Raw genomic sequence first — 12,606 nt, forward strand, 5'->3', positions numbered from 1 at the left:
GCTGTCGCTTGCCGAATACGATTCACTATGCGACAGTGGAAAGCTGCACTCAAATGGTACAGCTCTATAGTAGACGGGGCCTGGGCCGGATGTGCATGAAATTAAATTCGTGGGGATCCCTCAGGGTTAGTGTACCCTTTACGCGTATGGATTCTGGTGTGTTAGAAGAAGCGCCATTGTGGGAGCAACCCGGATTTTTGCCTATACTAAAACTTATCGTGGGTGGGTTAGTTATAATAGTGCTTATCATTTTTGTGATAAGACCTATGTTACGTCGTTTGATAAATCCAGATGAGAGCAAAGATGTTGAAGACTTTGATGCTGATGAAGGGCTGGATCTTGGTGATGAAACGATTAGTATGCTGTCTTCAGACTTCGATGAAGGTCAGGTAGGCTTCGCGGCCGATGGTTCACTAATGTTACCTGACCTGCATAAAGACGAAGATGTATTAAAAGCGGTTCGTGCGCTCGTTGCAAACGAACCTGAATTGTCAGCCCAAGTTGTTAAGGGCTGGCTGATGCAAGATGAGTAAGTGAGAGCGTATTATGGCTGAAGAACTCGCCAATATTGAAGAGCCGTCATACGACGTCAGTAAACTTGAAGGTGTTGAGAAAGCGGCAATCTTATTGTTGAGTTTATCAGAAGAAGATGCGGCACAAATCCTTAAGCATCTTGAGCCTAAGCAAGTGCAAAAGCTAGGTTCAGAGATGGCTAAAGTTGATGATATGACACAGACAAAAATTACTGCTGTGCATAAACACTTTATTGAAGAAATTCAAAACTACAGCACCATTGGTTTCCAAAGCCAAGATTTCGTCAAGCGTGCGCTTACTGCTGCCTTAGGTGAAGACAAAGCCGCGAACCTTATTGATCAAATTCTAATGGGAAGCGGCGCTAAAGGCCTGGACTCGTTGAAATGGATGGACTCGAAGCAAGTCGCCAGTATTATTCGTAACGAACACCCCCAAATTCAAACGATTGTGTTGTCGTACTTAGAGCCTGAACAAAGCGCCGAAATTTTGGCACAGTTTCCTGAGAAAGTGCGTCTTGACTTACTGATGCGTATTGCAAATCTTGAAGAAGTGCAGCCTGCTGCGCTGCAAGAGCTTAACGAAATTATGGAGAAACAGTTTGCTGGTCAAGCGGGTACCCAAGCGGCGAAAATGGGCGGCCTGAAATCTGCAGCAAATATCATGAACTACCTCGATACGGCTATTGAAGGGCAGTTAATGGATGCTATCCGCGAGCAAGATGAAGAAATGAGCCAGCAGATTCAAGATCTTATGTTTGTGTTTGATAACCTGATTGATGTAGACGATAAAGGTATTCAAGCTATCTTGCGTGAAGTACAGCAAGACGCCTTGTTGAAATCTATCAAGGGCGCAGACGAAGAGCTTAAAAACAAGATCATGAAAAACATGTCGAAACGTGCCGCTGAGATGCTATCTGACGATTTAGAAGCCTTAGGGCCCGTGCGTATTTCAGAGGTCGAAACCGCTCAAAAAGAGATCCTCTCTGTGGCCAGACGATTATCCGATTCAGGCGAGATTATGCTTGGCGGTGGTGGTGGCGAAGAGTTCTTGTAAACGCGTTATGAGCTCTTTTTTCGTCTATTTTGTTGCGGGTGCGTCTACGTGCATTGTGCTCAATAGTCATTTTAATTCAGCTAGGTAGTCACATGTCATCTACTAAAGGGTTTAGCGAGAACGAACGCAGCGAAGCAAAGAAATGGGACATTCCGTATGTAGAGGCGAAAGCAAAACAAACGGACGACGGCAAAACCAATGCATTAAACTTTCGCTCAGATTGGAAATATGAACCACCGGAGGAGGAGCAGGAGATTCTGCCGCCTACTGCCGAGGAAATAGAGGCCATTCGTCAGGCTGCACATGATGAAGGTTTCGCCCAAGGCAAAGCGCAAGGTTTTGAAGAAGGGAAACGAGAAGGATTAGAGCAAGGGTTAGCTGAAGGTCGCGAGACCGGTTACAACGAAGGATTAGCGCAAGGGCAGGAAGAAGGGCGAGGCGATGTTCAGGCCCAGGCTGAAGTATGGCAACAACTTGCCGAAAAATTACATGCCCCTTTATCACAAGCTAATGATGAAACCAGAGACCAATTAGTTAAGCTCGCGGTCACCTTAGCACGCTCGGTACTTAAACTTGAGCCTGTGACTAATTCTGATGTCATCTTACAAGCCCTAAGTGAGGGCATGAAAGCGCTGCCTATCAATCAAACCCGCTACCAAATTCATATGCACCCAGAAGATATCGAATTGGTTACCTCTCACTTTGGTGAGCAAACCATAAAAGATAAAGGCTGGTCGTTTGTAAGTACACCTACCATGCAGCGCGGTGGTTGCGATATAACCACTGAGCATAATGCGGTAGATGTTTCTATCGAACGTCGCTGTCGTGATGTTATTGATAAGTTTTTACTGAACCAAGGGTTATCTGATGACTAGTCCCTGGCACGAGCATTTAACGTCGTTAACTAAGCAGGTAACTTCGCCTCCTATTGTGGCGGCGGGAAAGCTTGTACGGGGGATAGGCTTAACGTTAGAAGCTATTGGATGTCAACTGCCGGTGGGAAGTCAGTGTTTAGTGCAGACCATTGAAGGTGAGATAGAAGCGGAAGTCGTGGGTTTCGGCGATGATATTACCTACCTAATGCCTACCGAAGCGGTGAGGGGGATAGTCCCCGGTAGCCGCGTTATGCCGTTAAATCGCCAAGGTGGTTTGCCTGTGGGAATGGGCCTATTAGGCCGTGTTGTCGATGGTAACGGTCAACCTCTTGATGGTTTAGGCGAGATAGAAGCAGAAAGCCGAGCGCCCACTACCCGCCCACCCATGAACCCATTATTGCGCCGTCAGATTACCCAACCGATGGACGTAGGTGTACGCGCAATTAACGCACTTAATACCGTCGGCGTAGGCCAGCGTATGGGGTTATTTGCCGGCAGTGGTGTGGGTAAAAGTGTGCTACTTGGTATGATGACGCGAGGCTGTGAAGCAGATGTAGTGGTGGTGGGCCTAGTGGGGGAGCGGGGGCGAGAAGTAAAAGAGTTTATTCACGATATTCTCACCGAAGAAGAGCGCGCCCGCGCTGTTGTGGTTGCTGCGCCGGCGGATACCTCGCCATTAATGCGCTTAAAAGGCTGCGAGGCGGCGGTGACTATCGCTGAATATTTTCGCGACAAGGGAATGAATGTCCTACTTCTTATCGACTCTCTTACCCGTTATGCCATGGCTCAGCGAGAAATTGCCTTAGCCGTGGGCGAACCCCCTGCAACTAAAGGGTATCCACCTTCCGTGTTCGCCCGCTTACCTGCGCTGGTTGAAAGGGCGGGTAACGGTAGTGAAAAGCAAGGTTCTATTACTGCTTTTTATACGGTGTTAACCGAAGGTGATGACTTACAAGACCCAGTAGCAGACGCGGCCAGGGCTATATTAGATGGTCACGTGGTGCTTTCCCGCGCGCTTGCTGATAGTGGACATTATCCTGCCATAGATATTGAGGCGTCGATCAGTCGAGTGATGCCTATGGTGGTCAGTGATGAGCATCAAACGATGGCGCGGCGTATACGCCAGGTGTACTCGAACTATAAGCAAAATCAAGATCTCATATCCATAGGAGCTTACGCGAAGGGTTCTGACCCCCGCATCGATTTAGCTATAAGGGCAGAGCCTGCTATCAATGCATTTTTGCAACAGGGGATGAAAAACACATTGCCCTATGATGAATGTTTAGAGGGCATGGCGGCGTTAGCGAAAGGGCTAGGGAATGGATAAGGAGCGTTATTGTGTCTAAACAGTTAGAGCGTCTTGCCGAGTTCGAACGAGAAAAAGAGCAACAAGCGGCCCAATTATTTCAACAAGCACAATTAAACGTGAATCAACAAAAGCAAAAGTTGACGAGCTTAGAGCATTACAAACTCGATTATATACGCGGCATTCAACGCACCGGACAAGCAGGTGTCAGCGCCCAGCATTATCAACAACATTTATCGTTTGTAGGCAAACTCGATAAGGCCTGCGAACAACAAATGAACGTAATAGCACGCGCTAACATGGCAGCAGATCAACGCAAACAAGTGTGGCTAAAGCAGCAGCAAAAAGTAAAAGCAGTAACTCTTTTGCTAGATAAAAAGCAACGCGCCGTTCAAGTGAAGGAAGCGAAGGCTGAGCAGGCAATGATGGATGAATTTGCCAGTCAGCGTTTTTTCCGCGCGAAGAAAACGTCTTTCTAAACCCTATCGTTACCTCTCCATAAGGGCCTGGCGCCACGCCGCGCAGAAATAAATATCCGAAGTGGAACGCTCCTTGCAAAACCAGCATATATAAATGCCTATGGGGTGGGTAAAGCGAGCTAATTGATCGTGTACTCATCTCACTTTGTACCAAGATGAAATATTAAAAATCAGCGTAATATCAACGCAATAAGAATATCGTTTAGGTACAACAATAATAGTTTACTGACTGTATAGTCACTGTAGGACGGTAAAAACATATGATGCAACAAGTTGCCGCGAGTCATTCAGAGGTTGCCGCTTTACCCTTTTCTGCCAGTAGCACTGCGAAAGCGGTAGAGGCGGGCTTAGAAGCTGAAAAAAGTACAGATAACAGTCAGGCGTTTCAGGCACTGTATCGTGATGCAAAGTCAACAGGCGCCCAGCCACGCAATCATCACGATAATGCGCGGCAATCGCAAAACACAGATACAGCATCGTCGTCACTAGCGGGGAAACGAGATTCCTCCACCGACGTCAATACGGATTTACCTGATGCACATACAGATGCTACAGATACAGATGGCCACCAATCTGCTACCCCGGTGGCAGGTAAACGAGATACCTCTACCGATGTAAATACTGACCTTCCCCCGAGACACACAGATACATCCACTGATGATGCTAGGAATGTCGCTCGCCTAGAGAGTGAAAAACGAGACAGCGCTACAGACGTACATACCGATCTGCCGTCGGCGCCAACGGATAGTAACGAGGAGGGGATTTCTCAGCAGGTTACGATTGTTCCCGATAACGATCAACAATTATCAGGCGGTTTACACCCAGCAGATAATACCTCTGGGGAAGGGACAATCCCTGCCACATTGAATGGGTATTCCCAGCCTCATCAACAAGAGGGTATAGACGAAGTATATGAGGTGGATAAAAACGGGAAAAAGTTAGCAGATCCTATTTATACCAGCCTGCCTATCGATGAAGAAAGCGCATCAGCGAGTGATTTCTTAACGCAAAGCCAAGCCGACAAAGCGGCAAATCAAACCGATACATCTTGGGTTGATTTTATCGATGCGGTGAGAAAAACTCAGGGCAATACCTCACTTGAGAAACCGGGACAGGATGGTGGTGTCAAGCATGATGACATGAGCGAGGCGCTTGCTGCTTTGGGTATGTCTGCGAGTAATAGCGCAGAAGATACCGAACTAAGTGCGCTAATGCGTCAATTCAGTGGCGAAGGTGTAGATGCTGGTGGTCTAAACGAGACAGAGACGGTAAAAATAGCCGAGCAGCTATTCACGCAGTTATCGACAGACGACACTAAGCTTAGCGAAGAAACTATCGCCTCTTTAAAAGCACTTGCAGCAGCCTTGAGCGACATGAGCGGTAGCACAAAGGCGCCATCTAGCGGCGAACTAAAAAACGGCGAAGTAAGTGATGAAGCATTATCACTAGATGCATTGCTTGCTCAATTCGCGGCCCCATCTGAGAAAACGGCCACACATCCAAGCAGCACTGGCGAACAAGATGTTGACAGTAACCTACGCGATGGCGAAGCCTTAGCCGATGAAACTACACCTAACCAAGCCCTAAGTGAAGATGAGCAGCTCATTCTTAGCTTATTCAACGATGCATTAAATGAAGCCGCGCAGCGGGTTTCTGACGCGCAAAGCAGTGCGGCACAAACTAGCAGTACCGAGCAGGGTTTAACCAATAGCGCCGAGCCTACGTTGGCGGGGCAAACGCCTTTTGCTAGCAGCACTATAACGGGGGAAACGGTGGAAGAATCTGGCCGTTTATTATTAGATTCACTCGCCAGCCTTAGCCCTCAAAGTGCGCAAAAGGCCACAGAAGCCCTTGCTGAACGTGTGGTTTCTAGTTTACCTGTAGCCTCTAGCACCAATCAGCAAGAGGCAATAAAAGGTAATATCATCGCAGGTATTAATGAGTATCAACAGCAGGTAGCGCAAGGCCGAGAGCCTGGCATCGACCTTTCAACTATCGTCGAGCAAGCGGCCCTTGATGCAGGTTTACCTTTAGCACACGCTCAGCAGCTTATGGCAGGCGTAGAAGCACAGGCTGGTCAGTTTTTACAGTTAGTTCACAACACCCAAAGCGCCGCACACAACGCCCTTGCAACCCAGTTTTTAACGGTAGACAGCCAGATAACCGAAACCCAACAAATACGCAGCGAAGCGTCAAAATCTCAACAGCAATTCGAGGGCTTTGATAAGGCCGTCAATATTCATAAGCCGGAAGGCCAACAACAGTTAAACGAAAAAATTCGCTGGATGGTTAATGCGCGTAATACCATGGCGGAAATTAGACTGGACCCTCCAGAACTTGGCAGTATGCAAGTTAGAGTGAATGTGTCCGGCGATGCAGCCAGCGTCAGCTTTGTAGTGCAGTCGCAACATGCGAAAGAAGTGCTGGCTGATGCCATGCCGAAGTTGCGAGATATGTTAAGTGAACAGGGCATTGAGCTAGGTGATGCCCAAGTACGAAAAGATAACTCATCTCAAAGTGGCGAACAAAATGGCCAGCAACTTGCAGGTTCAAATAACAACGATGGCGCTGCCGATGCTGACGGTATTGCCGCCGGTGAGGGACAAATTATTGAGCAGGCGGTAAGCCGAGAGGCGAAAGGTGGGATTGATTACTATGCATAATCAGAGAAAGTCGCGCATTTGTTGATGCGGGCGATAGTATTAGGCGAACGATTGCTCGTAAATGCGAAATATCGCCCTTCTCAGCATTGCCATTTATAGCTGAAACTTGATAATACCTACCTAGACGTAATATTAACGGAATAAACATGGCTGACGAAGAGTTACAAATTGAGGAAGGCGGCAATAAAAAAAGCAAAATGATGCTTATTATCATTCTTGCCATTGTGCTAGTAGGTGGGGGCGCAGCCGCTTATTTTTTCTTGTTTGCAGGGGATGATTCGCCAGCAGTTGATCAACTCGCAGAGGTAGATCAGCAAGCTGCATCGTCAAGTAGGGCCGCCTCAGCGAATGCTGAGATAGGCACAGCGCTATATGTAGCCATGCCACGGCCCTTTGTATTCAATGTGCCGGGGACCGGGCGAGATAGGTTAGTGCAAATTAAAGTGCAGTTGTTAGTACGCGGCAGTGATAACGAAGAGTTGGCGAAAACGCATATTCCGCTTATCGAAGGCGCACTATTACAGGTGTTTAGTAGCGCAAATGCCGATGATTTAGTCACCGAAGCCGGTAAAGTCGAGTTACGTGAGCAAGCCGTAACAGAAGTGAAAAAAGTACTACGAGATTTAACGGGAAGCGACGTGGTTGAACGCGTTTTGTTTACCGGTTTCGTAATGCAATAACAGGTATAAAACTGTGAGTGATTTACTATCTCAAGATGAAATCGATGCCCTATTACACGGGGTAGATGATGTAGAAGAAGAAGAGGTTGGCGGCGCCGACTCTGACGCTTCTACACTCGAGTACGACTTTTCCTCGCAGGACAGAATTGTGCGTGGGCGAATGCCTACGCTTGAAATTGTGAACGAGCGATTTGCGCGGCATATGCGCGTTAGCCTTTTTAATATGATGCGTCGGTCTGCTGAAGTGTCGATAAACGGCATTCAGATGATTAAGTTTGGCGAGTATATTCATACGCTATTCGTGCCCACGAGTTTGAATATGGTGCGGTTTCGTCCATTAAAAGGTACCGGGCTTATTACTATGGAAGCCCGCTTAGTTTTTATTTTGGTGGATAACTTTTTTGGCGGTGATGGACGATATCACGCCAAAATTGAAGGGCGCGAATTTACGCCCACAGAACGACGTATTATTCAGATGCTACTGAAAATCATCTTTGAGGATTACAAAGAGGCGTGGGCGCCCGTTATGGATGTGTCGTTTGAGTATCTCGACTCAGAAGTTAACCCAGCGATGGCGAACATTGTCAGTCCAACGGAAGTGGTTGTTATAAGCTCGTTTCATATTGAGTTAGATGGCGGGGGAGGCGATTTCCACGTTTCACTACCCTATTCAATGTTAGAGCCTATACGTGAATTGCTAGACGCTGGTGTTCAAAGTGATAAAGAAGACACAGACTTACGTTGGAGTAAGGCACTGCGTGACGAAATTATGGACGTGAAGGTGGCACTTACCACCCACATGTTGGACGTTGATGTGCCACTTCGTGATGTTATGGAGTTTACGCCGGGTGACATTATTCCAGTGGAAATGCCGGAACACATTACGGTGCTTATTGAAGAGTTGCCAACGTTTAGAGCGAAACTAGGACGTTCACGAGACAATCTCGCGCTTAAAATAGTAGAAAAAATTGCAAGGCCGACTTCTGTGAAGTCTGAGCTACAGTTATTAACCCGCGGCGGGCGCATTATTGATAATGACGCAGAGCTGCAAGTACTCGAAGAAGACCTGTAAGGTAAGGGGAGACTCCCATGAGTGAAGATGGTATGGACGACTGGGCTGCTGCGATGGCAGAACAGGCAGAATCTGAAGATGCGGAACAAGATGGTGATGACGTGCGGGTTGCCGAACTTGACGAATTAAGCGACGATGCGCCTATCAGCCAAGAAGAAAAAAAGAAACTGGATACAATATTGGATATCCCCGTCACCATTTCGATGGAAGTCGGTCGTAGTCAAATTAGTATCCGAAATCTGTTACAGTTGAACCAGGGCTCTGTGGTTGAACTGGATCGTGTCGCCGGTGAACCATTAGATGTATTGGTAAATGGCACGTTGATTGCTCATGGTGAAGTAGTAGTGGTCAACGACAAATTCGGTATCCGGTTAACAGATGTTATTAGTCAAATTGAGAGAATTAAGAAGCTTAGATAAATCTTCTTTTAAAATAAGGGGTTGCGCAATGCTTCCCCTATTATTTCCCGGGTTTGTTAGCGCACAATCCACCCAGTCGATAACGAACCCCACGTCGGTACTGTCAATTTTCTTATCGTTATTATTAGTTGTAGGCATTATTTTTGCGCTCGCGTATATTGCGCGACGGTTTAGTGTCGCAAGCTTAGGTAATCAGCATGTCAAAGTGGTGGCGAGCATGGTTGCAGGCACACGGGAAAAAATAATGGTGATTCAAGTAGGTGACGAACAGCACCTTATTGGTGTCACCAGTCATAATATCTCCCATTTAAGTAAGCTTGAAAATAACATTGTGATACAAAAAGACGGCTCCAACGGAACCGGGAAAGACCAGTTTAAGCAAAAATTAGTTGCGGCTATGGCAGGTAAGATAGACCCTAACCATAAGGGAGATAACACGGATGCGTAAATATACCCTGGCCCTAATAGCGTTATTAGGCACCCTCTTTTTTGTCGATACCGCCTTCGCGCAACAGGGTATTTCAGCGGTAAAGGTAGTGACCAATGACGATGGAACACAAGACTACAGCATGACACTACAAGCGCTGTTTATTATGACAGCGCTCAGTTTAATACCGGCGTTTATTATGATGATGACATCGTTTACCCGTATTATTGTTGTGTTATCTATTCTACGCCAAGCAATCGGATTGCAGCAGTCGCCCTCCAACCAAATACTCATAGGCGTAAGCTTGTTTCTATCTATGTTTATTATGGCGCCGGTATTTGAAGAGGTGAACGAGCGAGCATTGCAGCCCTATTTAAACGAAGAAGTGACAAGTCTTGAGGCTATAGAGCAAGCAAAAGGCCCAATGCGCGCTTTTATGCTTTCTCAAACCAGGGTAAAAGACTTAGAAACCTTTGTGCGCATTGCAGGCGATGAGGGTAAGTATGCCGATACGGATGAAGTTCCATTGACTATATTAATTCCCGCCTTCGTTACCAGTGAATTAAAAACCGCTTTTCAAATCGGATTTATGTTATTTATTCCTTTCCTAATCATAGATTTAGTAGTGGCATCTATACTTATGGCAATGGGGATGATGATGCTTTCGCCAATGATTGTTTCTCTGCCGTTTAAGCTTATGCTATTCGTGCTGGTGGATGGTTGGAATCTCATTTTTGGTACGCTTGCCACAAGCTTTGGTATGGGCGTCTAGGGGGACATATGTCACCAGAAGTATTTGTAGAAATACTCCGCGAAGCCATGTTTATGGTAATTGTTTTGGTGTCTGCGGTTATTGTTCCCAGTTTGATTGTAGGGTTAGTGGTTGCCGTATTTCAGGCCGCTACATCTATTAACGAACAAACCATGAGCTTCCTTCCGCGTTTGCTCGTCACCTTACTTGCATTAAGCTGGGGAGGTAACTGGCTGGTGCAAAAACTAATGGACTTTACTTTCCACATGGTCGAAATGATCCCGCAGGTGGTGGGGTAATATGGAAGTTGAGCTGGCCACTATTAACCAGTTTCTCGCTGATATGTTAATGCCATTTATGCGTATTAGCGGCTTATTTGCCGCCATGATAGGTTTTAGTGGTAAGTCGGTTCCTACCCCCGTGAAAGCATTGTTGGCCATAATGCTGACACTTATCATTATGCCAGTGGTGCCGCCATCACCGGTAACTGATTTGGTAAATGTAGGGACATTCGTGCTCGGTATTCAGCAGCTTATAATAGGCATAGGTATAGGCTTCATTTCGATGATGGTGCTAAACACCTTTGTTTTAGCGGGCCAAATAATTGCAATGCAAACAGGTTTGGGGTTTGCCTCAATTGTTGACCCAGTAAATGGAATTAACGTGCCCGCAGTGGGCCAATTTTACTTAATTCTTGCCACCTTATTGTTCTGGACCTTTGACGGTCATCTAGCAATGATCCAAATGATAGTGATGAGCTTTCAGGCGTTTCCGATTGGCGAAGCGTGGTGGACGGGAGAGCAGTTTCGCAGTATCGCCCACTGGGGGGGCTGGATGTTTATTTCTGCTGTCACCTTATCGTTGGCGCCTATAGTGTCGCTATTGATAGTTAATCTAGCCTTTGGCGTTATGACGAAAGCCGCCCCCCAGTTAAATATTTTCAGTATTGGTTTTTCTATAGCTCAGGTAATGGGGCTACTGATTATTTGGGTGAACCTCGATAATTTCACCGTGCATTTTGAAACTCAGTGGATACGCGCTCAGCAACTTATGTGTGAACTGCTAAGGATTTGTCCGTGATGCATTTAACTTCGATAGCGCCTACTAACTTGAAGCGAAGCGACTAGATGGCTGATTCAAGCGAAAAAACAGAAGACCCCACGGGGAAAAAACTCGACGATGCCCGAAAAAAGGGCCAGCTTGCGCGATCAAGAGAACTTTCCACTACCTTGGTGTTGGTGGTGAGTGCGTTTATGTTTTTAATGGTAGGGGGCTGGATAGCTGAGTCAGTTTTTAAGCTTACCCAACGTATGTTTGTTCTTTCTCGTGATGAAACTTACGATACGACACATATGTTTGCTGCGTGGGGCGAGGCCTTTTCCAGCATAGCGGCGCCGGTATTAGTGTACATGGTAGTGGCTATGATAGCCGGGATATATGGCTCTATCGCCTTAGGTGGCTTTAACTTTACGTGGGAAGGGGCGAAGTTTAAAGGCAATAAAATGAACCCGTTAAGCGGGTTTAAACGCATGTTCGGTACCAACGGCTTGGTAGAATTAATCAAATCTATCGCTAAGGTGGTGGTTATTATCGGGATGGCCATTACAGCGTTATTGTTCTTCCAAGATGAAGCGCTTCACCTTGATATGGAAGTGTACCCAGGCAATTTGTTTCACGCTATGGATATGCTGCAGTGGGCGTTTCTTATGCTGGTATGCGGTATGATCCCTATTGTCGTCATCGATGTGCCTTATCAAATGTATAAGCACAACGAAGAAATGAAGATGTCGAAACAAGAGGTTAAGGACGAGCATAAGAATGCGGAAGGCGATCCTATGGTTAAAGGTAGAATACGCCGTTTACAATATCAAGCAGCGACTAAGCGTATGATGCAGGATGTACCTAAAGCCGATGTTGTGGTAACTAACCCCACTCACTATTCGGTTGCTATAAAATACGACGAAAGTGGCCATCGCGCCCCCGTTGTTGTTGCTAAGGGCGCTGATGAGCTGGCCATGCACATTCGTAAAATAGCCACAGCCAATGATGTTCCACTAATACCTTCGCCGGTGTTAACCCGTGCCATTTACTACTCAACAGAGGTTGATGACGAAATCCCCAACGGCCTATTTATGGCTGTGGCACAAGTATTAGCGCACGTTTACCAGCTAAAGGCCCACCGTGAAGGTAAGGGCAAACGACCTAGTCCGCTTAAACGAGATCTTCCAATACCACCAGATTTGCGCCGTTAAGTTAGTGTTTTATTAGGCGCTAAGCGCCCCGTATTTGCCCCGTTAGAAAAGCTGGCACGTTAGTTGTAATACTCGCTACAGATAATCAAAAGCGT

General features: G+C 46.7%; 13 protein-coding genes and 1 pseudogene. All 14 read left to right on the forward strand.

Annotation, left to right across the window (positions count from 1 at the left end; genetic code table 11):
* Positions 1 to 125: 125 nt before the first annotated feature.
* Positions 126 to 533, forward strand: a pseudogene (locus GTH32_RS11405) (flagellar basal-body MS-ring/collar protein FliF); the annotation flags it as partial.
* 13 nt (positions 534 to 546) lie between these two features.
* The gene (fliG, locus tag GTH32_RS11410; RefSeq protein ID WP_163085818.1) at positions 547 to 1,587 is read left to right on the forward strand and encodes a flagellar motor switch protein FliG; all 1,041 of its coding nucleotides are present in this window, start codon (positions 547 to 549) and stop codon (positions 1,585 to 1,587) included.
* A 92-nt stretch (positions 1,588 to 1,679) separates the two neighbouring features.
* Positions 1,680 to 2,462 carry a flagellar assembly protein FliH gene (gene fliH, locus GTH32_RS11415; RefSeq protein ID WP_163085820.1) on the forward strand — a complete coding sequence of 261 codons (783 nt, stop codon included), beginning with the start codon at positions 1,680 to 1,682 and terminating at the stop codon, positions 2,460 to 2,462.
* Positions 2,455 to 3,789 (forward strand): flagellar protein export ATPase FliI, encoded by a 1,335-nt coding sequence (fliI, locus tag GTH32_RS11420; protein ID WP_163085822.1) that lies wholly within the window; start codon positions 2,455 to 2,457, stop codon positions 3,787 to 3,789. Before fliH ends, fliI begins: the two co-directional genes overlap by 8 nt.
* Positions 3,790 to 3,800: 11 nt before the next feature.
* Positions 3,801 to 4,247, forward strand: a complete 447-nt coding sequence (gene fliJ, locus GTH32_RS11425; protein WP_163085824.1) for a flagellar export protein FliJ — start codon at positions 3,801 to 3,803, stop codon at positions 4,245 to 4,247.
* Positions 4,248 to 4,507: 260 nt separating this feature from the next.
* On the forward strand, positions 4,508 to 6,910 hold the full coding sequence (locus tag GTH32_RS11430; protein ID WP_163085826.1) for a flagellar hook-length control protein FliK: 2,403 nt from the start codon (positions 4,508 to 4,510) through the stop codon (positions 6,908 to 6,910).
* Positions 6,911 to 7,056: 146 nt separating this feature from the next.
* Positions 7,057 to 7,590, forward strand: a complete 534-nt coding sequence (fliL, locus tag GTH32_RS11435) for a flagellar basal body-associated protein FliL (RefSeq protein WP_163085829.1) — start codon at positions 7,057 to 7,059, stop codon at positions 7,588 to 7,590.
* Between the two features lie 13 nt (positions 7,591 to 7,603).
* Positions 7,604 to 8,662 carry a flagellar motor switch protein FliM gene (fliM, locus tag GTH32_RS11440; RefSeq protein WP_163085831.1) on the forward strand — a complete coding sequence of 353 codons (1,059 nt, stop codon included), beginning with the start codon at positions 7,604 to 7,606 and terminating at the stop codon, positions 8,660 to 8,662.
* A 17-nt stretch (positions 8,663 to 8,679) separates the two neighbouring features.
* Positions 8,680 to 9,081 carry a flagellar motor switch protein FliN gene (gene fliN / locus GTH32_RS11445; protein WP_163085833.1) on the forward strand — a complete coding sequence of 134 codons (402 nt, stop codon included), beginning with the start codon at positions 8,680 to 8,682 and terminating at the stop codon, positions 9,079 to 9,081.
* A 28-nt stretch (positions 9,082 to 9,109) separates the two neighbouring features.
* A complete protein-coding gene (gene fliO, locus GTH32_RS11450) occupies positions 9,110 to 9,529 on the forward strand; it encodes a flagellar biosynthetic protein FliO (protein WP_163085835.1) in 420 nt (139 codons plus the stop codon).
* On the forward strand, positions 9,522 to 10,280 hold the full coding sequence (gene fliP / locus GTH32_RS11455; RefSeq protein WP_163085837.1) for a flagellar type III secretion system pore protein FliP: 759 nt from the start codon (positions 9,522 to 9,524) through the stop codon (positions 10,278 to 10,280). The genes fliO and fliP overlap by 8 nt, the downstream gene beginning before the upstream one ends.
* 8 nt (positions 10,281 to 10,288) lie before the next feature.
* Complete coding sequence (gene fliQ / locus GTH32_RS11460; RefSeq protein WP_013785095.1) at positions 10,289 to 10,558, forward strand: flagellar biosynthesis protein FliQ; 270 nt, start codon at positions 10,289 to 10,291, stop codon at positions 10,556 to 10,558.
* 1 nt (position 10,559) lies between these two features.
* Positions 10,560 to 11,339, forward strand: coding sequence for a flagellar biosynthetic protein FliR (gene fliR / locus GTH32_RS11465; protein ID WP_163085839.1), 780 nt, complete (start codon positions 10,560 to 10,562; stop codon positions 11,337 to 11,339).
* 47 nt (positions 11,340 to 11,386) lie between these two features.
* Positions 11,387 to 12,511 carry a flagellar biosynthesis protein FlhB gene (gene flhB / locus GTH32_RS11470; RefSeq protein ID WP_163085841.1) on the forward strand — a complete coding sequence of 375 codons (1,125 nt, stop codon included), beginning with the start codon at positions 11,387 to 11,389 and terminating at the stop codon, positions 12,509 to 12,511.
* Positions 12,512 to 12,606: the final 95 nt, after the last annotated feature.

This window comes from Alteromonas profundi, from assembly GCF_010500865.1.
Lineage (GTDB): Bacteria > Pseudomonadota > Gammaproteobacteria > Enterobacterales > Alteromonadaceae > Alteromonas > Alteromonas profundi.

What these genes read in the sequence shown, in the direction of transcription:
- fliL (WP_163085829.1), top strand. Translation starts at nt 7,057, where the DNA reads ATGGCTGACGAAGAGTTACAAATTGAGGAAGGCGGCAATAAAAAAAGC.
- fliI (WP_163085822.1), top strand. Translation starts at nt 2,455, where the DNA reads ATGACTAGTCCCTGGCACGAGCATTTAACGTCGTTAACTAAGCAGGTA.
- fliQ (WP_013785095.1), top strand. Translation starts at nt 10,289, where the DNA reads ATGTCACCAGAAGTATTTGTAGAAATACTCCGCGAAGCCATGTTTATG.
- fliH (WP_163085820.1), top strand. Translation starts at nt 1,680, where the DNA reads ATGTCATCTACTAAAGGGTTTAGCGAGAACGAACGCAGCGAAGCAAAG.
- fliR (WP_163085839.1), top strand. Translation starts at nt 10,560, where the DNA reads ATGGAAGTTGAGCTGGCCACTATTAACCAGTTTCTCGCTGATATGTTA.
- fliN (WP_163085833.1), top strand. Translation starts at nt 8,680, where the DNA reads ATGAGTGAAGATGGTATGGACGACTGGGCTGCTGCGATGGCAGAACAG.
- GTH32_RS11430 (WP_163085826.1), top strand. Translation starts at nt 4,508, where the DNA reads ATGATGCAACAAGTTGCCGCGAGTCATTCAGAGGTTGCCGCTTTACCC.
- fliG (WP_163085818.1), top strand. Translation starts at nt 547, where the DNA reads ATGGCTGAAGAACTCGCCAATATTGAAGAGCCGTCATACGACGTCAGT.
- fliO (WP_163085835.1), top strand. Translation starts at nt 9,110, where the DNA reads ATGCTTCCCCTATTATTTCCCGGGTTTGTTAGCGCACAATCCACCCAG.
- flhB (WP_163085841.1), top strand. Translation starts at nt 11,387, where the DNA reads ATGGCTGATTCAAGCGAAAAAACAGAAGACCCCACGGGGAAAAAACTC.
- fliP (WP_163085837.1), top strand. Translation starts at nt 9,522, where the DNA reads ATGCGTAAATATACCCTGGCCCTAATAGCGTTATTAGGCACCCTCTTT.